The sequence below is a fragment of the Halomonas denitrificans genome (assembly GCA_019800895.1).
GTDB lineage: Bacteria > Pseudomonadota > Gammaproteobacteria > Xanthomonadales > Wenzhouxiangellaceae.
In genome coordinates this window covers 646,319-664,992 of the sequence record JAHVKF010000003.1, presented here as the reverse complement: position 1 = coordinate 664,992, position 18,674 = coordinate 646,319, and the positions used below count along the sequence as shown (strand labels likewise).

Here is an 18,674-nt window from a genome sequence, read left to right as displayed (position 1 = left end):
GGGCTGCCCCCGAGGTACGGACGCGCGTTCCGGTGCCGAAGAGGTTCAGGCCGCGCCCGACCCCGTCCGAACGCCCTTGTGCCGGTAGAGCCGGTTCGTACCCAGGCGCGCATCCGGCGCCACGATCTCGGCGAAGGCGTGCTGGATGTCACCGGGCAGCTCGAAGAACGTCGCCTCGTCGATCTGCAGCACCGTCCGGTCACGATCGGCGGTGTCGCAGACCCGCTTGGCCAACGACGGCGTCCGTCCGATGACCGACGCCGTGCGCAGCTGGCCGAAGGAGAAGACGATGGGATGGACCGTTCCCGTGGACACACCGATGCGCGCGAACAGCCGCACGTCGAGGTGGGCGAGGTCCTGCCGGTACTGCGCGATGAGATCCGCGAAGATCCCGTTGACGGCGGTCGCGCAGGCCAGCGCGCGCACGGCGCAGTTGCTCGATCCATTGCCCGGGCGATTGCCCCGTCGATCGCCGGAACGATCGCCCGCACGATCTGCGAACACGGCGATGAAGCCGTCGCCGGTGAAGCTTTCGAAGGTGCCCTGTTTGTCGTCGATCGCCTCGACCGCCGCGCGCAGGAACTCGCCCATGAACTTGCGCACGGTGAAGCTCCGCGCCTCGTCGGCAAACAGCGCGGAGGAGTTGGAGATGTCCATGGAGATCACCGAGCCACGCTTCGAGTCCCGCGGCACGGACAGGCCAGCGATCTCCAGGTTGGTCTCCTTCGTCCCGAAGAAACTGTCGGCCAGGTCCAGTAGCGCCGGTCGGAAGCGGTTCACCGCATCGGCGGCCCGGGCCGGGTCCAGCGCCTGGCCGGACAGCAGCTGGATGACGCCGACCCGGCTGCCGCTGCCGTCCACCGCGCTGGTCTGGAGGCACTCGCAGTAGAGGCTCGACGGCCGGTAGCGGTCGATCGAGAACGCCGACTGTCCCGCGGTCAGCGTCTCGCCGGTCAGGTAGCAGGTCACCGCCTTCGAATCACGGCCGGCGAAGACGGTGCCGATGAACGATTGATCGGAAATGTCCGTGGGGGCCGTCGCCAGCACGATCAGGCCCAGGAAGGCGCCCTCGTCGTTGTGCGCCGGCACGTAGAACGTCGCCCGTTCGGCGCCGGCGTGATCGAGGATGTCGTTCAGCACGCTGACGACCGCGCTCTTCCTGGCGACGGGCAGGTTGGTTTCGTCGCCGTCGATGCTGATGCTCTTTTCCAGCTCGGCGATGCGCGCGTTCTTGTTCGCGATCCGCTTGCGGGCCTCGTCGAGGTCCTTCTCCATCAGGCCCATGCGGTACTTGAGCGTGACCCAGCCGACCGCGCCCGTGACCAGCGCGCCGCCGGCGGCGAGGACGAAGGGATGCGCGAAAAACGCGGAAATGCTCATGCTCCACCTCCCTGCATCGCCAGGTCGGACCCGCGCGATGACCAACGACCCCCGGAAAAAGCATAGCGGTTCCGGGGTTTCCGGGCAATTTGGCACGGCGGGACCGACCGGCTCGGCCGACTCCAGGCGGCCCGGGATCTTGCATGGGATTCAGGACACGGCCATGGACACGGTCGTCCGGGCCGGATGACGGGGCTATTCGGAGAACGCATCAGACCGAGTCTTGACCAGCACCCAGCGCACGATCCGATGGCCGGGCCAGTACAGCGCCGCGGCGGTCGCGACGCACAGCAGCGGCAGGTAGACCGCGTCGGGCAGCCAGGTCTGCTCGATGCCGAAGGGGGCGTGGGTGTAGTTCAGGTTGCGTTCGGGATCGCCGAACCACCAGCCGCCGACAATCGCCAGCGAGCCGATGACGCACTGCAGCCAGGGTCCCCGATCGTCGTAGCCCTGGCGCCCGCAGAGCCAGACCGCGTAGATCGGGAACCACAGGTGATAGGTCGAGGCCAGCCGCTGGACCAGCGGGAGCGCCGGCTCGAACATGTAGACCGTGATGCCGGTCGGGCTCTGTCCGGTCACCAGCCCGGCGACGAAGTCCAGGCCCCAGACGATGCCGACGACGGTCACGGTCCCGGCCTGGCTGGAGACCAGCAGCGGGCTCGGGAACCAGGTCGCCACCAGCACGATGAACAGCGCGCAGTTGCACAGCCACCAGAAGTTCTGCGCCCCGGCGGTGAACAGGATCAGCGGCACCCAGGCGAGCATCCAGGCGGTGTACAGGATGCGCGCCGGCAGCGGCACCGGATGGCGAGCACGACTGGCGCGACTCGATTCGCGACCGATCTTGCGACTCACGAACACCCCCCGTCTGGATTCGCGATCAGCGTACTGCGACCGGCGCCCGCCGGGCAACGTACGCACTCCGCCGGCGGGTGCTGCGGATCAGCGCAGCAGCAGGATCGGGATGCGACAGCTCTGCAACAGCGCGGTGGTGGTGCTGCCGACGATCATCCGGCGGATGCGCGAGTGACCGTAGGCGCCCATCACCAGCAGGTCGATGTCCAGCTTCTCGACATGGTCGGCGATGACCCGCTCGGCGTCACCGGATTCGACATGGGCGCGTGGCTCGAAGCCGGCCTCCCGCAGCCGTTCGAGGGCCCGGTCGAGGGTCTCGTTTTCTTCCGACGACTGGCCGGCCATGACCACGTGGCATTCCAGGCCCGAAAGCAACGGGCTCTGGCACACCATCTCCACGCACTTCCGGGTCGTCGGGCTGCCGTCGAAGGCGATCGCGAAGCGCTCGATGCTGCGGAAGGCGCGCGAGGAGACCAGCGTCGGTCGATGCACGGAGCGCACGACGCGCTCGAGGTTGGCGCCGAGATGGTCACCGTTGACGCCCGCCGATTCGCCGCGCTTGCCGAGCACGAACAGGCGGACCCGCTCCTCGACCTCGGTCAGCGCCTGCGCCAGCGGCCCCTGCCGCTGGAGCGCCGTCGGGTTCAGTGCGCCCGCCTCGGCGGCGCGCGAACAGGCCTGCTCGAGCATCGCGCGCCCCTGCTGCATTTCGACCCGGGACCGACGCGCGTCGAGTTCGGCCAGCTCGTCGAGGAGGTGGCTCTGGGCGTCGATGCCGATGGTGCCGCTGAAGTCCACGCCCGGCGAACGCTTGCTGCGGTCCTCGAGCACGTGCAGGCACTGCAGTTCGGCGGCCAGTCGCCGCGACGCCCAGGCCGCGTAGTCGACCACCGCGGGGTTGTACAGCGACACGTCCAGGCAGGCCATCACCGTGCCGTCGACCGGGATTTCGTACTCGCTAGCGCTCATCTCGGTTCTCCTCAGTGGTCCAGCAGGTGTTCGGCGTCGGGCTTGTCGGCCACGCCGAGTCGATCGACCAGCGTGCGGCTGGCCTCGTCCATGCCGACGATCTCGACCTCGACGCCCTCTCGACGGAACTTGAGGATGACACGATCCAGCGCACCGACCGCGCTCAGGTCCCAGAAATGGGCGCGGCTGACGTCGATCCGTACCGTTTCGACGACCTCCCGGAGGTCGAACTCCTGCAGAAAGCGGTCGGCCGACGCGAAGAACACCTGGCCGGTCACGGTATAGGTCCGAAGCGTACCGTCGCGATCGAGCGAGCGCTCGACGACCAGCACCTGGCCGACCTTGCGCGCGAAGCCCAGCGCCGAGAGCAGCACACCGGTCAGCACGCCCTTGGCGAGGTCGTGGGTGGCCACCGTGACCACCACCGTGCCCAGCATCACCAGGCTCGAGGTCTTCGGGTGCACCCGCAGGTCGGCGATCGACCGCCAGCTGAAGGTCCCGATCGACACCATGATCATCACCGCCACCAGCGCGGCCATCGGGATGCGGCCGACCCATTCGTCGAGGAACACCACCATCAGGAGCAGGAACACGCCGGCCAGCAGCGTCGACAAGCGTCCGCGGCCGCCGGACTTGATGTTGATCACCGACTGGCCGATCATCGCGCAGCCCGCCATGCCGCCGAAGAAGCCCGACGCGATGTTGGCCAGGCCCTGGCCCTTCGCCTCGCGGTGCTTGTCGCTGGGCGTGTCGGTCAGGTCGTCGACGATCTGCGCGGTCAGGAACGACTCCAGCAGGCCCACGGTCATCAGCGTCACCGACACGGGCAGGACGATCCACAGCGTTTCCAGCGTCCACGGGATGTCGGGCAGCAGGAACATCGGCAACGCATCGGGCAGCTCGCCCTTGTCGCCGACCGTCGGCACCTCGATGCCCAGCGCCAGCGAGGCGGCGGTCAGGGCCACGATCGCGATCAGCGGCGACGGCACCGCCCGGGTCAGGCGCGGCAGACCGTAGATGATGAGCAGCCCGACGACGACCATCGGGTAGACGGCGGCCGGCACGCCGACCAGTTCCGGGAGCTGGGCCAGGAAGATCAGGATCGCCAGCGCGTTGACGAAGCCGGTGACCACCGAGCGCGACACGAAGCGCATCAGGTCGGCCAGGCGCAGGTAGCCGGCGGCGATCTGCAGGAGGCCGGTCAGCACCGTGGCCGCGAGCAGGTACTGCAGGCCGTGGTCGCGCACCAGCGTGACCATCAGCAGCGCCATGGCCCCGGTGGCCGCGGAAATCATGCCCGGACGGCCGCCGGCGAAGGCGATGACCACCGCGATGCAGAACGACGCGTAGAGGCCGACCTTGGGGTCGACGCCGGCGATCAGCGAGAACGCGATCGCCTCGGGAATCAGCGCCAGGGCCACCACCAGCCCGGAAAGCGTGTCGGCGCGCAGGTTCGAGAACCAGTCGCGCCGGATCCTGTGCAGGAACGGCATTGGAAAGAAGCCTTTATTGATCTGGAGCGAGGACCGGGCCGGCGTGCCGGACCACCGGCGGATCGGCAGACGGTCACCGGACCGAGAATGAAGTCTCGACGATTGGAGGGCCGAGCGGGCCGCAGCACCGGGAACCGGTCGGCGAGCGCCGGCGACGACGCGAAACGAAGGCGCGGATTATAGCCGCAGCGATGCTCCGGGAGCCCGTTCTGTCCGAAAAACCACGCCTCGCCATCGTTCCGCCGCTAGCCGTAGCCGTGCCGAGGAATGCCGTGATCCACCTCATGCGGCCACGCCGGGAACGGCTCCTCGACTCGAGGACCTGGGGCGGTCAGCGATTCGTCCAGGCGCCCATCGAACCGAGAAAGACATCGACGCGGTCGAAGCCGTTGCGGCGAAGCAGCGATGCGCCGACCATGGCACGCATGCCGCTTCCACACAGGACAGTGAAGGCCTTGTCGCGGTCCAGAGAGTCGAGCCGATCCGCCAGGTGGCCGAGATAGATGTGGCAGGCGCCTTCGATGGCGGTCCGGTCGAATTCTTCCTTCTTCCGGACGTCCAGTAGCTGCCAGAGATCCTTCGATTCGCCGACGCGCTGCGAAACGTCGCCGGCGTCCACCAGCGGCACGGAATCGAACGCGTTTCCCGACGCAGCCCACGCGGCCATGCCTCCGCTGTAGGCACCCTCGACACGGTCGTAGCCGATGCGGCCGAAATGCACGAGCGCCTCGCCCGCCTGGTCGAGATCGTCCGCCACGAGGACGAGCGAGCGATCCGGGTCCAGGAGCCAACCGGCGTAGGCGGTGATCAGGCCGAGCGGCAGTGAAAGCGCGCCTTCGACATGGGCCCCGGCATAGGATTCGGGGCTGCGGATATCGATCACGTCGCAGCCCTCGTCCCGTCGGGCGAGCAGCGTCTCCGGATCAAGCGGTGTCAATCCCATCGGCGTCGGCAGGCGACTTCCACCCTCGGCATTCAGCCGTTCCATCCGTCTGAAGTACGGCGGCTGATAGTGCATCTCGTCCAGCTTGGCCTCGATGAACTCCTCGCGATCGCGAATCTGGAGCATGGAGTTGTGCAACCGCTCGTGCCCGATGGTCGAGAATTCGCGTTCGGCCATCCCCGATCCACAGACCGAACCCGCACCGTGGGCCGGATAGATGATGGCCTGGTCGCCGAGCGCCAGCAGCTTGTTCAGCGAATCGAACAGCTTGCCTGCCACCTCTTCGGCACGGTCCGGATAGAAGTCGGTTCGACCCACGTCGCCGATGAACAATGCGTCGCCGGTGAATACGCCGACCGCATCGCCGGGGTTGTTCTCGTCGTGGATCGCGATACTGATGCTGTCGTCCGTATGCCCCGGCGTCTCCAGGATCTTCAGGACGAGGTTCCCGAGTTCGATGCAGTCGGACTCGCGGACCGTTTCAGCGTAGCGGATTTCCTGGTCGGCATTCGGACCGTGCAGAACTCGGGCCCCTGTCCGTTCGGCCAGCATCGGTGCGCCCGAAACCAGATCCTCGTTGCGGTGGGTTTCGATGACGTGCGTGATACGGGCGCCCTGACTCTTCGCGATCTCGAGGTAGACATCGATGTCACGACGCGGGTCGATGACGGCCGCCTGGTCCGCATCGCCGATCACCCAGGAAAGATGGGCGAGGCCCGGTGTCTTCACCTTTTCGAGAAACATGGCCATGCTTCTATTCCCGAATCCGTTCGTGTTCCCTATGCATGATGCTGCATCGCATCAGCGACGAAATCAACCGCGACGACCTTGCGCGGCACAGCGCCGAAGTCGGTAAAGCGCCCGGACGCTGCCAGGCCCTCCTCGATGCCGCTTTGGATCCTGAGGTCGCGGGGAGTATCGTAGGACAGCCCCATCGCCGGACCATCCCGTGCCCCATTTCGACCTCGACCCTGCCCGCCTGAACGTCGTCGAGTCCGGAACCGGACCCGAAATCCTTGTCCTGCTCCACGGCCTGCTGTTCTCGCACCGGATGTTCGACGCCCAGGTCGAGGCGCTGGGCTCGCGCTTCCGCTGCGTGCGGATGGACTTTCGCGGCCAGGGCGAGAGCGAGGTGACGAAGTCCGGCTACGACCTGGATACGCTGGCCGACGACGCGATCGCGCTGATCGAGTCGCTGGACGCCGACGAAGCCGGGCAGCCGGTCCACCTCCTCGGGTTCTCGATGGGCGGAATGGTGGCCCAACGGGTGGCGCTGAGGCGGCAGGAACGGCTGAAGTCGCTGGTGCTGATGAACACCTCGGCCGAGCGGGAACACTGGACCAAGCGGCCGCGCTTTGCCGTGCTGAACCTGGTTGCTCGCACGTTCGGCCTCGACATCGTCACGCCGCGCATCCTGCCGCTGATGTTCTCCGACCGGTTCATCGACGACCCGACCTGCCGGGAAGAACGCGAGCGGTGGGTCGCAATGGTCACGGCCAACGACCGCGTCGGCGTGACCCGGGCGGTGCGTGGGGTGGTCTCGCGGAAATCGGTCCTGGATCGCCTCCACGAGATCCGCCTGCCCACCCTGGTCGTCACCGCCGACCAGGACCGCGCGCTCCCGCCGCGCGAGTCGCAGCACATCCACGAGCGCATCGACGGTTCGCGCCTGGTGACGATCGAGAACAGCGGCCACATGACCACCGCCGAGCAGCCCGAGGCGGTCAATCGCGCGCTGCTGGACTTCTACTCGTCACTGGCACCGAAAGCTTGACCTGCGCCGACGGATTCGTTGGCCCATTCATCCGGCCCATTCATCCGGCCCATTCATCCGGCCCATTGATCCGGCCCATTGATCCTGCCCGGGGGTGCCGCCATAGTGGGAAGCTCGACGTATCACGCATCGCCCCGACCCGGGCGCAGGAGAAGTGGGTATTCATGAGCACGACGGACGACCGGATCGCCCAGCTGGAATCCAAGCTGACCTTTCTCGAGCACTCCGTGGACGTGCTGTCCGGAGAGCTCGAGGCACAGCAGGCGGAGACGCGGACGCTGCTCCGCAAGCTGAAAGGGCTCCAAGAGCAGCTGGACAGCCAGCAGCGCGATACGGGCATCGACGACTCGTCCGACCAGCCGCCCCCGCATTACTGACAAGGGAACGATGTCCGACGCCCGCGATCTACAGAGTCGCGCCTCCCAGCCCGGAACGATTGTGCGACCCCTGATCCTTGCCCTGGCCCCTCTGCTCCTCTTCGGGTCGGCGAATGCCGAAGATTGCGACGCCTTGCTCGCCGAACTTCGCGTCACCAGCCTGTCGCTCGACTACACCGCCTTCGACCAGACGCCCGGATCGGGATTCCGGGTGCTGGCCGGCGCCGGTTGCCCGGCGCAGGCGGCAGATCTGATCGAGTTCTACATCGAGCGGACCGGGGCGGAGCAGCGCAGCCTGGTCTGGCATCTGGCGCAGATGCGCGGCGAGGCGGGCCAGGTCGAAGCGGCCATCGCGGCGGCGCGCAGCACGCTCGATGAGAACGAGGCCCGCGACGACGGGTTCCGATGGAATGCGCACGTCCGTGCCTATCTCGGCGTGCTCGAGCAGGACCGCGAAGCCTTCGAGGTGGCCGTGGGCGAGCTGCGAGATGCGGTCGACGACCACCCGGGCAACGCCATGAATTTCGGCCTGTGGGACCGTCTGGCTCCCCACTTCGACCTGGGCTACCGGGGGGCGCTGGTGGCCGCGTACGGCGTGGCAGAGACCGACTCGGACTGAACCGGACAAGGCAAGGACAACCGGCGCCGGCGGCGCGCAGACCGCTTGCGCTACGATGCGCGCCGCGCGGTCGATCCGGCCCAACCGCCCGCGGCGGGCCCGAACCGCCCTAAACGATTGAATTCCGGGAATTTCAAGCCGACACCCACCGCGGCAAACGACAAAAAAATCCCCGGAAATCCACTATTCCACCCCTATTTGGTGTATAAAGCACGGCTGAGTTTTGCGGTTTCCGACGGCGCCACCCCGCGGTGAGCGCCGTTTTTGCGCAATTCCGGGCTCCAGCAAGGCGACCCACCAAGGCGACGCAGAGCGCCCCATCGCCAGCGACACGGCGATTTCGGGCGGCCTTGCAGTGCACCGACGACTTTCACGAACGGACCTTTGGACGGACAGAATCATGAGTGACCTCTCCCATTACCGCAACATCGGCATCTTCGCCCACGTCGACGCCGGCAAGACCACGACGACAGAGCGTGTGCTGAAGCTGACCGGCAAGATCCACCGGACGGGCGAGGTGCACGACGGCGCCGCGACCACCGACTTCATGGATCAGGAAAAGGAGCGCGGCATCACGATCCAGTCCGCGGCCACGACCTGCTTCTGGAAGGACCACCGCCTGAACATCATCGACACCCCGGGCCACGTCGACTTCACGGTCGAGGTGTACCGCTCGCTGAAGGTGCTCGACGGCGGCGTCGGCGTGTTCTGCGGGTCCGGCGGCGTCGAGCCGCAGTCCGAGACCAACTGGCGCTACGCCAACGACTCGGAAGTCTCGCGCATCATCTTCGTCAACAAGCTCGACCGCATCGGCGCCGACTTCTACCGCGTCGTCAAACAGGTCAAGACCGTGCTGGGCGCCAAGCCGCTGGTCATGGTCCTGCCGATCGGCACGGAAGGCGAGTTCAAGGGCGTGGTCGACCTGCTGACCCGCAAGGCCTGGGTCTGGGACGACACGGGCCTGCCGGAAAACTACGAGATCCAGGATGTGCCGGCCGACATGGTCGATGACGTCGAAGCCTACCGCGAAGAGCTGATCGAGACCGCGGTGGAAATGGACGACGACCTGATGACCGCGTACCTGGAAGGCGAAGAGCCGTCCATCGACGACATCAAGCGCTGCATCCGCGAAGGCACCCGCAAGCTCGAGTTCTTCCCGACCTACTGCGGTTCGGCATTCAAGAACAAGGGCATGCAGCTGATCCTCGACGCGATCGTCGACTACCTGCCGAGCCCGACGGAAGTCGAGCCGCAGGACCTGACCGACGAGGAAGGCAACCCGACCGGCGAGCACGCGATCGTGTCCAAGGACGAGCCGTTCCGCGCGCTGGCGTTCAAGATCATGGACGACCGCTTCGGTGCGCTGACCTTCGTGCGCGTCTACTCCGGCCGGATCAACAAGGGCGACACGATCCTGAACTCGGCCACGGGCAAGACCGAACGCGTCGGCCGCATGGTGGAAATGCACGCCAACGACCGCAACGAGATCGACAGCGCACATGCCGGCGACATCTTCGCCTGCGTCGGCCTGAAGAACATCCAGACGGGTCACACGCTGTGCGATCCGAAGCACCCGTGCACGCTGGAAGCCATGGTGTTCCCGGACCCGGTGATCTCGATCGCCGTGGCGCCGAAGGACAAGGCCGGCAGCGAGAAGATGGGCGTGGCCATCGGCAAGATGATCGCCGAGGACCCGTCCTTCCGCGTCGAGACCGACGAGGACTCGGGCGAGACCATCCTCAAGGGCATGGGCGAATTGCACCTCGACGTCAAGGTCGACATTCTGAAGCGCACCTACGGCGTGGAGCTGGAAGTCGGCGAGCCGCAGGTGGCCTACCGCGAAACCATCACCCAGCCGGTCGAAGACAGCTACACCCACAAGAAGCAGTCGGGTGGTTCGGGTCAGTTCGGCAAGATCGACTACCGCATCAAGCCGGGTGAGCCGGGTTCGGGCTTCAAGTTCGAATCCACCGTGGTCGGCGGCAACGTGCCGAAGGAGTTCTTCCCGGCCATCGAGAAGGGCTTCGCGACCATGATGGAAGAAGGCCCGCTGGCCGGCTTCCCGGTGCTCGACGTGGAGATCGAACTGTTCGACGGCGCCTTCCATGCGGTCGACTCCTCGGCCATCGCGTTCGAACTGGCGGCCAAGGGCGCTTTCCGCCAGTCGATGCCGAAGGCCGGTCCGCAGCTGATCGAGCCGATCATGAAGGTCGACGTGTTCACGCCGGAAGACAACATCGGCGACGTGATCGGCGACCTCAATCGCCGTCGCGCGATGATCAAGGACCAGGAGCCCGGACCGACCGGAATCCGGATCAAGGCCGAAGCGCCGCTGTCCGAGATGTTCGGCTACATCGGCCACCTGCGCACCATCACCTCGGGCCGCGGCCAGTTCTCCATGGAGTTCTCGCACTACATGCCGTGCCCGAACCAGATCGCCGAGAAGGTGATCGCCGCGCAGAAGGAACGCAACGCGGCCTGAGCCGGCGGAGCCCCCGGCTCCAGGCAAGCCTCGAACGCCCCGGTCGCGAAAGCGGCCGGGGCGTTTTCTTGTTGCGCACAGCCGACGGAACCCGGCGCGACGCGGCAGCGCAGAGCCGGACGCGAAGTAGATGGATCACGAGAGGTCGGCTATGATCCCCCCTCCTCGGCGCATGGAGTCGAACGACAGATGAGCATTGCACGATTTTCGATCTGGATTCTCGTTCTGGCACTGGTTCCGCCCCAGGCATGGTCCGGGCACGAAGACGAACCCCGAACGCTGGACATCCTGGGCTGGGTCGAGAATGCCCATCTCGTCGCGCCCGAAATCGATCTGCGGGCCAAGCTCGACACGGGTGCGAACACATCGTCACTGGACGTCCGGATCATCAAGCGGTTTCGCCAGTGGGGCCGGCGGTGGGTGCGTTTCGCGGTCACCGATCCGGAATCCGGCGAGGAGATCGTCATGGTCCGCGAGCGCGAGCGCACGATCGGCATCGTGCAGCACGAGGGCGACAGCGACGTCCGTCCGACGGTCAAGGTGGAAATCTGCATCGCCGGCAGGCAGCTCGAAATCGAGGTCAGCCTGACGGATCGCCGGAACTTCAACTATCCCCTGCTCCTGGGGCGGCGCGCGCTGCAGAAATTCGCGATCGTCGATTCCAGCGATACCTTCGTTGCCGAGCAGGTCTGCCCGGACGAGGTCGATCGTTCCGGTCTCGTGCTCGACCCGTCCGCGACGAATCCGGACCGGTCCCGTGCGAAGGACGCGGAATCGGGGCAGATTTCGGACGATGAAGACCGCGCCGAGGATGTGGTGCTCGAGGACGACGACAGCGACCAGGGCGGCTCATGAGCAGAGCGACCCACGGGCTGATCCTGGCCACGCTGCTGGTCCTCGCCGGCCTCGCGATTTTCACCTGGAAGGTCGGTGCCTTCGGCTTTCCGGTCACGCCCGACGAGACGAGCTCCGTGTGGACCGTCCAGGCGCAGATCGAAGTCGATCCCGGCGATGCCGCGTTGAAGGTGGACCTGAAGTTGCCGACGCGCACACCGGGCTACGATCTGACCGATGAACACTTCATTTCGCGCGGTTTCGGCGTCGCCGTGGACGACGACCCCTGGCAGCGAAGCGCGTCCTGGACGCAGCGTCGTGCCGCGAACCGACAGACGCTCTTCTACCGCAGCGTCTTCTACCAGAACGACCGGCCGGTCGAACTTGCTCCCACGCCCCGGTTTCCCTCACCGCCGGCCCTCGAGGAGCCGTTCCAGACGGCGTTGACCGAAATCGTGGACGAGGTCCGGAGCGAGTCGGCCGACGTGGTCAGCTTCGCGGCCCAGGTCCTCGTGCAGCTGAACGATCCGGCGCCGGACGACAACATGGCCCTGTTTCTCGAGGGCCCCCTGGGACTGGATCGTGCACATATCGCGCGGCTGATCATGAGCGCGGCGCGCATCCCGGTGATCATGCTCAATGGGATCGACCTCGGCGCGCAGTCCCGCGACGCACAGTTCGAGACCCTGATCGCCGTTCACGACGGAAGCAACTGGACCGTCTTCGATCCGCGAACCGCCGATCGAGGACTGCCTTCCGGCTTTCTCGTCTGGTACACGGGCGACGATCCCCTGGTCAGCACCGCCGGCGCCGATTTGAGATCGGTCCGGATCAGCGTCCGGGAGCGATCGGTCAGCGCCCTGGATCTTGCGACGGAGCGCGCGGAAACCGCAGGCTCGAAGATCACGGAGTTCTCCCTGCTCGCGCTGCCGCTCGATCTGCAGGCGGTCTACGAAATCCTGCTGCTGATTCCCGTGGGCGCCTTCATGATCGCCCTGCTGCGCAACGTGGTCGGGCTGCGGTCCTTCGGCACCTTCATGCCGGTCCTGATCGCCATCGCCTTTCGGGAGACCCAGCTCGTCGCGGGGATCATCCTGTTCACCCTGGTCGTCGGCGTCGGCCTTCTGTTCCGCTTCTACCTCGAGAAGCTCAGGCTGCTGCTGGTGCCGAGGCTGTCGGCGGTTCTGATCATCGTGGTGATGCTGATGGCGGTCGTCTCGGTGCTCAGCCAGCGACTGGGCCTGCAGGTCGGCCTGTCCGTTGCACTGTTTCCGATGGTCATCGTGGCGATGGTGATCGAGCGCATGTCGGTCGTCTGGGAAGAACAGAGTCCCGCGGACGCGCTTCTCGACGGCGCGGGCAGCCTGTTCATTGCCGCGCTGGCGTATCTCGTCATGGGCATCGATCTCTTTGCCTGGTGGGTGCTCGTGTTTCCCGAACTGCTGCTGGTGCTGCTTGGATTGACCATTGCACTCGGACGCTACACCGGCTATCGGCTGACGGAACTCGTCCGGTTCCGGGAGCTGGCGAAGTGAAGCGCTGGTTCGCCACACCCGCCGAGCTGCGGAAGGCCGGCGTGCTTGGACTGAACGGCCGCAACGGCAGCTTCGTGATGCGCCTGAACAAGCGGTCGCGCTATCCGGACGTCGATGACAAGGTGCGGTGCAAGAAACTGCTCGAGCAGCGCGGCATGCCCGTCCCCGGGCTCATCGGCCAGATCAGCTATTCCGGTCAATCCGGTCGCTTCGATCGCATGCTCGGGGGGCGCGAGAAATTCGTGATCAAGCCGGCGAGCGGGAGCGGCGGCGACGGCATCCTGGTGATCACCGGCCAGCGTGGGGGACGCTACATCTCTTCGGGAGGACGCCTGTGGGATCGTGACGAGATTTCCCATCACCTGACCAACGTCATCAGCGGCCTCTACAGCCTGGGCGGCCAGCCGGACACCGCGATGATCGAAGAACTCGTCGAGTTCGATCCGGTGTTCGAGCACATCGCCTTCCAGGGCGTTCCGGACATCCGCGTCATCGTCTACCGCGGCGTTCCGATCATGTCGATGGTCCGGCTCCCGACGCGCGCCTCCGATGGAAAGGCCAACCTGCACCAGGGCGCGATCGGGGCCGGGATCTCGATTGCGTCCGGAAAGACGATCGCCGCCGTCATCGGCAACCACCACATCGAAGAACACGTGGATACGGGAATGCCGCTGCTGGGCTTCGAGGTGCCGGAATGGGATCGCATCGTGCTGATGGCGGCGCACTGCTACGAGGCCGTCCAGCTCGGATACCTCGGCGTCGATATCGTCCTCGATCGCAATCGCGGTCCGCTGATCCTCGAGCTGAACGCGCGACCCGGCCTGAACATCCAGATCGCGAACCACGGTGGCCTTCGGGCCCGGCTGGATGCGGTCGATGCCTCCGATATTGCAGGCGCGCCCGCCGAACAACGAGCGCTCTGGGCGAAGGACACGTTCGGACCCCGCTGACGAGCCGATCCTCGCCTGGCGCGCCGGCGCCGGAGTTCCTCGATCGCAAAGAACTTCCTGTCCGTCCCGCCGGTTCGGGTGCACCGCGCCGTGAATTTCGTCCTTGCGACGCCTGCGCGCCGCCGAGCGATCTAGCGCCGTCGCTTGACCGGCTCGCCGTCGTTCAGTCCGGCTGCGGCACGCCGCACCGTGGTTCGTGTCAACCCGGCGGCCAGTCCCAGCAAGCCGGACCAGACCAGCGCCTCGGTCCAGCCGACGTCCTTCGCCGCCGGGTTCTTCGGCGGAGGTTCGCCGGTGGTCTTCTCGTAGGAGGCATCGAGCGCGGACTTGACCGCCCTGCCCGCGCCGAACACGGCCATGGCGAGGAGGAGTTTCCGGGACAGGCTGGACATGTGCGACCTCGTCAGTCTGAAATGGAGAATTCCGCCCAACGGCGGCAGGCGCCGCGTTCGTCGACGCACTACAGAAGCTTAGCGCGAACGCGACGCGCGAATCTTGATCCATGTTGGGCGGCCGCTCGGCCGTCGATCGTCCGTCAGGCCTCGATCTCGGCCAGCGGGCGGTTCGGGACGGTCGCCGCGAAGGCACGCCAGGCGCGCACGACGGCCTCCGGCGCTTCGACCTGCGGATAGTGCCCAATGCCCGCGAGCTCCTCGATGAAGCCGCCGTTGCCGATCTCGGCGCGGTACCGCTCGACCAGGTGGCGGCCCGAGACCGGGTCGAGCGAGCCGTTGATCAGGCCCACCGGGACCTTCGAATCCTGCAGCGCACCCACCCAGCGTGCCCGCTTCTTCCTGCGTTCGGGCATGTAGCCGAGCAGCTTCGGCACCACGCGGCGGCCGTCGTTGTGCTGCACCAGCGACCAGAACGCGTCGATCTCCTCGTCGGAAGGCTGCGTGTCCGGGCCGAACACGGCCGTGAAAGATCGGGCGAAACGATCCCGCGACAGGGTCCTGGCCAGCACCGGCCCGATCGGGCTGTGCAGCAGTTTCTGGATCAGCCGCGGCCGATGCGCCTCGGGCAGCAGACCGCCGTTGAGGAAGCACACGGACAGCATCCCCCAGGCGCCGGTGCCTTCGTTGCGGCGGGCGAGCAGCTCCTGGGCGACGCTGTCGCCGTAGTCGTGGGCCAGCACGTGGAAATTCACCACGCCGAGCTCGGCCAGCAGCTCCTCGCAGCGATCGGCCTGGTCGGCGATCGAATAGACGTGCCCGAACGGCTTTGCGCTGAATCCGAAGCCGAGCAGGTCCGGGGCGATCAGCCGGAAGTCATCGAGCAGCTCGTTCCAGATCCAGGACCAGTCCCACGAGGCGGTCGGGAAGCCGTGGATCAGCAGCACGGGGTCGCCGTCGCCCTGCTCGCGGAAGAAGAGGTCGTGGTCCAGAAGGGTCTCGGTACGACCGGCCTTGCGCCAGTCCGCCAGCGGGACGCGGATGCCCGCAGCCTGTTTCTTGTCCAATGCGCCCTCTCACACATCGATCGACTGCCTAGGACAAGCATGCCACGAATCACCGGCCCGATACGAACCGGCGACGGCCACGGGATCGTGCATCGATTCGTCCACCGCGGCACCGGACCGGGTTTGGGCTAGACTCGCCGCATGTGGTCCGCCTACGCCTCCCTGTTCCTCGTCGCCGCCCTGCTCGCGCTTGCCGTGCTGATCTGGGGCATCGTCATCTTCAACCGCCTGGTCCGGGCGCGCAACCTGGTCGGTGCCGGCTACGCCGATATCGACGTGCAGCTGCAGAAGCGACACGACCTGGTGCCGCAGCTGGTCGAGGCGGTCCGCGCCTACGCCGGGTATGAAAAAACCGTGCTGGAGGACGTGACACGGCTGCGGAGCCGGGCGCAGGAGCACGGCGACGACGTGGCCGATCGCGACGCGGCGGAACAGGCGCTGGCGGGCGGCCTGGGCAAGCTGGTGCTGCTGGCCGAGGCCTACCCCGACCTCAAGGCCGCCGAGAACTTCCGCCAGTTGACGTCCGAACTGACCGAGGTCGAAGACGACATCGAGAAGGCCCGCCGCTTCTACAACGGCGCGGTGCGGCAGCTCAACGACCGGGTCCAGCACGTGCCCGATCGCTTCATCGCCGGCCCGTTCGGCTTCCGCGAGGAACGCTTCTTCTCGGCCGCCATCGAGACCCGTCGGGCGCCGGAGGTGGGCCAGGCGCTGGCCGGAGACGCGCCATGAGGCGGCTGCTGAACCTTCTGGCGCTGGCCCTTCTCGTGCTGGCGGCCGGCCCGTCACTTGGCGACGAGCGCATCCACCGCTACGACGCCGAGATCACGATCCGGCCCGACGGCAGCCTGTACGTGGCCGAGACGATCGACGTGCGCGCCGAAGGACGGCAGATCCGGCGCGGGATCTACCGCGACTTCCCGACCGTGTACCGCGATGCACTCGGCAACCGGGTGACGGTGCCCTTCGACGTCGTCGCCGTGACCCGCGACGGGCAGCCCGAACCCTGGCATACGGAGGGCGTGACCGGCGGCACGCGGCTCTATATCGGCGATGCCGGTACCTTTCTCGCCCCCGGCAAGTACAGCTACCGGATCGAGTACACCACCGATCGCCAGCTGGGTCACTTCGAGAGCCACGACGAGTTGTACTGGAACGTCACCGGCAACGACTGGGCCTTCCCGATCGATGCCGTCGAGGCAATCGTGCGCCTGCCCCAGGACGTTGCTCGAGACGACCTCCGCATCGATGCCTACCTCGGCGAAGCGGGATCACAGGGCCGCGAGTGGACCGCGGCGGTACCGGCACCGGGGGCGGTCCGCTTCGTCAGCGGTCGACCGCTCGCCCCCTACGAAGGGCTGACGATCGCGGTCGGTTTTCCCAAGGGCCTGGTCCCGGAGCCTTCCACGCTCGAGCGGGGCCAGCGGCTCCTGGTCGACAACGTCGGCGCGATCGTCGGCCTGGTCGGCCTGCTGCTGGTGATCTTCTGGCAGGCCTGGGCCTGGAACCGGGTCGGCCGCGATCCGCTGCCGGGCGCGATCTACCCGCGCTACGAGGCACCGGCGGGCTACTCGCCCGGCATGCTGCGCTACGTGCTGAAGTTCGGCTACGACAAGACGGCCACGGCCGCCGCCCTGGTCCACATGGCCGTGCTCGGTCACGTGGTGCTCGACAAACCGAAGAAGCGTTTCGTCGTGCGCCGCGGCGAGGGTACGCCGGAGTCGAAGACGGAACGTGCACTGTTCGACGCGTTGTTCGAGGAGGGAGACTCGCTGACCTTCGAGCAATCGGAGCACAAGCGGGTCGGCAAGGCGGTCAAGGCCCACGAAAAGGCGCTGCGATCGCGGATGGAGACGCGCTATTTCAAGCACAACCGCAGGTGGTGGCTGCCCGGGCTGTTGATCTCGCTGGTCTCGGTGCTGCTGATGACGGTGCTGATTCGCACCCCGGAGCCGGGCCTCGCGCCGTTCCTCGCGCTGTTCTCGATCGTCTGGAACGGCTTCGTCGGCGTCTTTCTGGCCGGCATCTACAAGGGCTGGAAGGAGGCATCGGGCCTGAAGATCGTGCCGATGGTCATCATCACGGTATTCATCATCCCCTTCGTCCTGGCCGGCCTGGCGATCCTGGGCGTGTTCGGCTGGCAGGTCGGCGTGCTGCCGATGCTCGTGCTGATCGCCCACCTCGCGCTGACCCTGACCTTCTACCAGCTGATGAAGGCCCCGACGGAACGAGGACGGGACCTGCTCGATGCCATCGAGGGCCTGCAGCTCTACCTGAACATCGCCGAGCGCGAGGACCTCGAACGCCGCCACGGCGGAGACCGGCCGGTGACGATCGAGGAGTTCGAGCGCCTGCTGCCCTACGCGATCGCACTGGACAGCGCCGAGACCTGGGGCAAACGCTTCGAGGAGGCGATCCGCGCCGCCGAGATCGACGGTTCGATCGGGGACCGGGGCTGGTACAGCGCCTCGATGATGGGCGGCAAGCCGTTCAGTGGCCAGACCCTCTCGAAGTCGCTGGCCGGCGGCCTCTCCAGCGGCATCTCCAGCTCGGCCTCCCCCCCGGGTTCGTCATCCGGCGGCGGGGGCGGCGGCTTTTCCGGCGGCGGCGGAGGCGGCGGCGGGGGCGGCGGCTGGTAGAGACTTCGTTCCGGTGTCGTGGCCCAGTCGTTCTAGAGGATGGACGCGAAGGCGCAAAGGAGCAAAGAGCGCAAGGAACGGCTTCAAGATTTACTTCGAGTTCTCCTGTCCTGAAGCGGACGGGCTCCGAAATCCGTCGCACCGGACCTGATCCGGGGCCCAGCGACTTTGTAGCCCGGGTAAGCGAAGCGCACCCGGGGTCCTCTCCATGCGACTCGACCACACCCCGTCGCCCCGGACTTGATTCGGGGCCCAGCGACTTTTCGGATACGGGAAGCGAAGCGCTAACGGGAGCGTGCAGGACGAAGCCGAATTCCCCGGGTGCGGCCTACGGCCTTACCCGGGCTACGCAACTTGCGAGCGAA

General features: G+C 66.7%; 17 protein-coding genes. 9 read left to right on the top strand and 8 right to left on the bottom strand.

What is annotated here, in order from left to right; genetic code table 11:
• Nucleotides 1-45: 45 nt before the first annotated feature.
• The 6 genes from KUV67_11610 to KUV67_11585 form a co-directional block, all read right to left on the bottom strand.
• Nucleotides 46-1,380: a hypothetical protein gene (locus KUV67_11610; GenBank protein ID MBY6205529.1), complete on the bottom strand. Its 1,335-nt coding sequence runs from the start codon at nt 1,378-1,380 to the stop codon at nt 46-48.
• Between the two features lie 195 nt (nt 1,381-1,575).
• Entirely contained in the window at nt 1,576-2,235 is a 660-nt protein-coding gene (locus KUV67_11605; GenBank protein ID MBY6205528.1) for a hypothetical protein, read from the bottom strand.
• 87 nt (nt 2,236-2,322) lie between these two features.
• A complete protein-coding gene (locus KUV67_11600; GenBank protein ID MBY6205527.1) occupies nt 2,323-3,204 on the bottom strand; it encodes a universal stress protein in 882 nt (293 codons plus the stop codon).
• Nucleotides 3,205-3,215: 11 nt separating this feature from the next.
• Nucleotides 3,216-4,697: a SulP family inorganic anion transporter gene (locus tag KUV67_11595; GenBank protein MBY6205526.1), complete on the bottom strand. Its 1,482-nt coding sequence runs from the start codon at nt 4,695-4,697 to the stop codon at nt 3,216-3,218.
• Between the two features lie 331 nt (nt 4,698-5,028).
• Nucleotides 5,029-6,390, bottom strand: a complete 1,362-nt coding sequence (locus KUV67_11590) for an MBL fold metallo-hydrolase (protein ID MBY6205525.1) — start codon at nt 6,388-6,390, stop codon at nt 5,029-5,031.
• Nucleotides 6,391-6,419: 29 nt separating this feature from the next.
• Entirely contained in the window at nt 6,420-6,575 is a 156-nt protein-coding gene (locus tag KUV67_11585; GenBank protein ID MBY6205524.1) for a hypothetical protein, read from the bottom strand.
• Between the two features lie 14 nt (nt 6,576-6,589).
• On the opposite strand from KUV67_11585, the gene KUV67_11580 reads away from it, so the two are divergent.
• The 7 genes from KUV67_11580 to KUV67_11550 all read left to right on the top strand — a co-directional run bounded on the left by KUV67_11580 (nt 6,590) and on the right by KUV67_11550 (nt 14,211).
• The gene (locus KUV67_11580) at nt 6,590-7,414 is read left to right on the top strand and encodes an alpha/beta hydrolase (GenBank protein ID MBY6205523.1); all 825 of its coding nucleotides are present in this window, start codon (nt 6,590-6,592) and stop codon (nt 7,412-7,414) included.
• A gap of 164 nt (nt 7,415-7,578) precedes the next feature.
• The gene (locus tag KUV67_11575; GenBank protein MBY6205522.1) at nt 7,579-7,791 is read left to right on the top strand and encodes a SlyX family protein; all 213 of its coding nucleotides are present in this window, start codon (nt 7,579-7,581) and stop codon (nt 7,789-7,791) included.
• Between the two features lie 133 nt (nt 7,792-7,924).
• Entirely contained in the window at nt 7,925-8,410 is a 486-nt protein-coding gene (locus KUV67_11570) for a hypothetical protein (GenBank protein MBY6205521.1), read from the top strand.
• Between the two features lie 397 nt (nt 8,411-8,807).
• Nucleotides 8,808-10,892: an elongation factor G gene (gene fusA, locus KUV67_11565; GenBank protein MBY6205520.1), complete on the top strand. Its 2,085-nt coding sequence runs from the start codon at nt 8,808-8,810 to the stop codon at nt 10,890-10,892.
• Between the two features lie 189 nt (nt 10,893-11,081).
• Nucleotides 11,082-11,747 (top strand): RimK/LysX family protein, encoded by a 666-nt coding sequence (locus KUV67_11560; GenBank protein ID MBY6205519.1) that lies wholly within the window; start codon nt 11,082-11,084, stop codon nt 11,745-11,747.
• Complete coding sequence (locus tag KUV67_11555) at nt 11,744-13,261, top strand: inactive transglutaminase family protein (protein MBY6205518.1); 1,518 nt, start codon at nt 11,744-11,746, stop codon at nt 13,259-13,261. The genes KUV67_11560 and KUV67_11555 overlap by 4 nt, the downstream gene beginning before the upstream one ends.
• On the top strand, nt 13,258-14,211 hold the full coding sequence (locus KUV67_11550; protein ID MBY6205517.1) for an alpha-L-glutamate ligase-like protein: 954 nt from the start codon (nt 13,258-13,260) through the stop codon (nt 14,209-14,211). Before KUV67_11555 ends, KUV67_11550 begins: the two co-directional genes overlap by 4 nt.
• Before the next feature lie 131 nt (nt 14,212-14,342).
• On the opposite strand, the gene KUV67_11545 is transcribed toward KUV67_11550, so the two are convergent.
• Complete coding sequence (locus KUV67_11545) at nt 14,343-14,603, bottom strand: DUF4235 domain-containing protein (protein MBY6205516.1); 261 nt, start codon at nt 14,601-14,603, stop codon at nt 14,343-14,345.
• Nucleotides 14,604-14,746: 143 nt separating this feature from the next.
• The gene (locus KUV67_11540; protein ID MBY6205515.1) at nt 14,747-15,670 is read right to left on the bottom strand and encodes an alpha/beta hydrolase; all 924 of its coding nucleotides are present in this window, start codon (nt 15,668-15,670) and stop codon (nt 14,747-14,749) included.
• 141 nt (nt 15,671-15,811) lie between these two features.
• Here KUV67_11540 and KUV67_11535 point away from each other — a divergent pair, with 141 nt between their 5' ends.
• Both KUV67_11535 and KUV67_11530 read left to right on the top strand, forming a co-directional pair.
• Nucleotides 15,812-16,402: a LemA family protein gene (locus KUV67_11535; protein ID MBY6205514.1), complete on the top strand. Its 591-nt coding sequence runs from the start codon at nt 15,812-15,814 to the stop codon at nt 16,400-16,402.
• Nucleotides 16,399-18,309: a DUF2207 domain-containing protein gene (locus KUV67_11530; GenBank protein ID MBY6205513.1), complete on the top strand. Its 1,911-nt coding sequence runs from the start codon at nt 16,399-16,401 to the stop codon at nt 18,307-18,309. Before KUV67_11535 ends, KUV67_11530 begins: the two co-directional genes overlap by 4 nt.
• Nucleotides 18,310-18,674 lie beyond the last annotated feature (365 nt).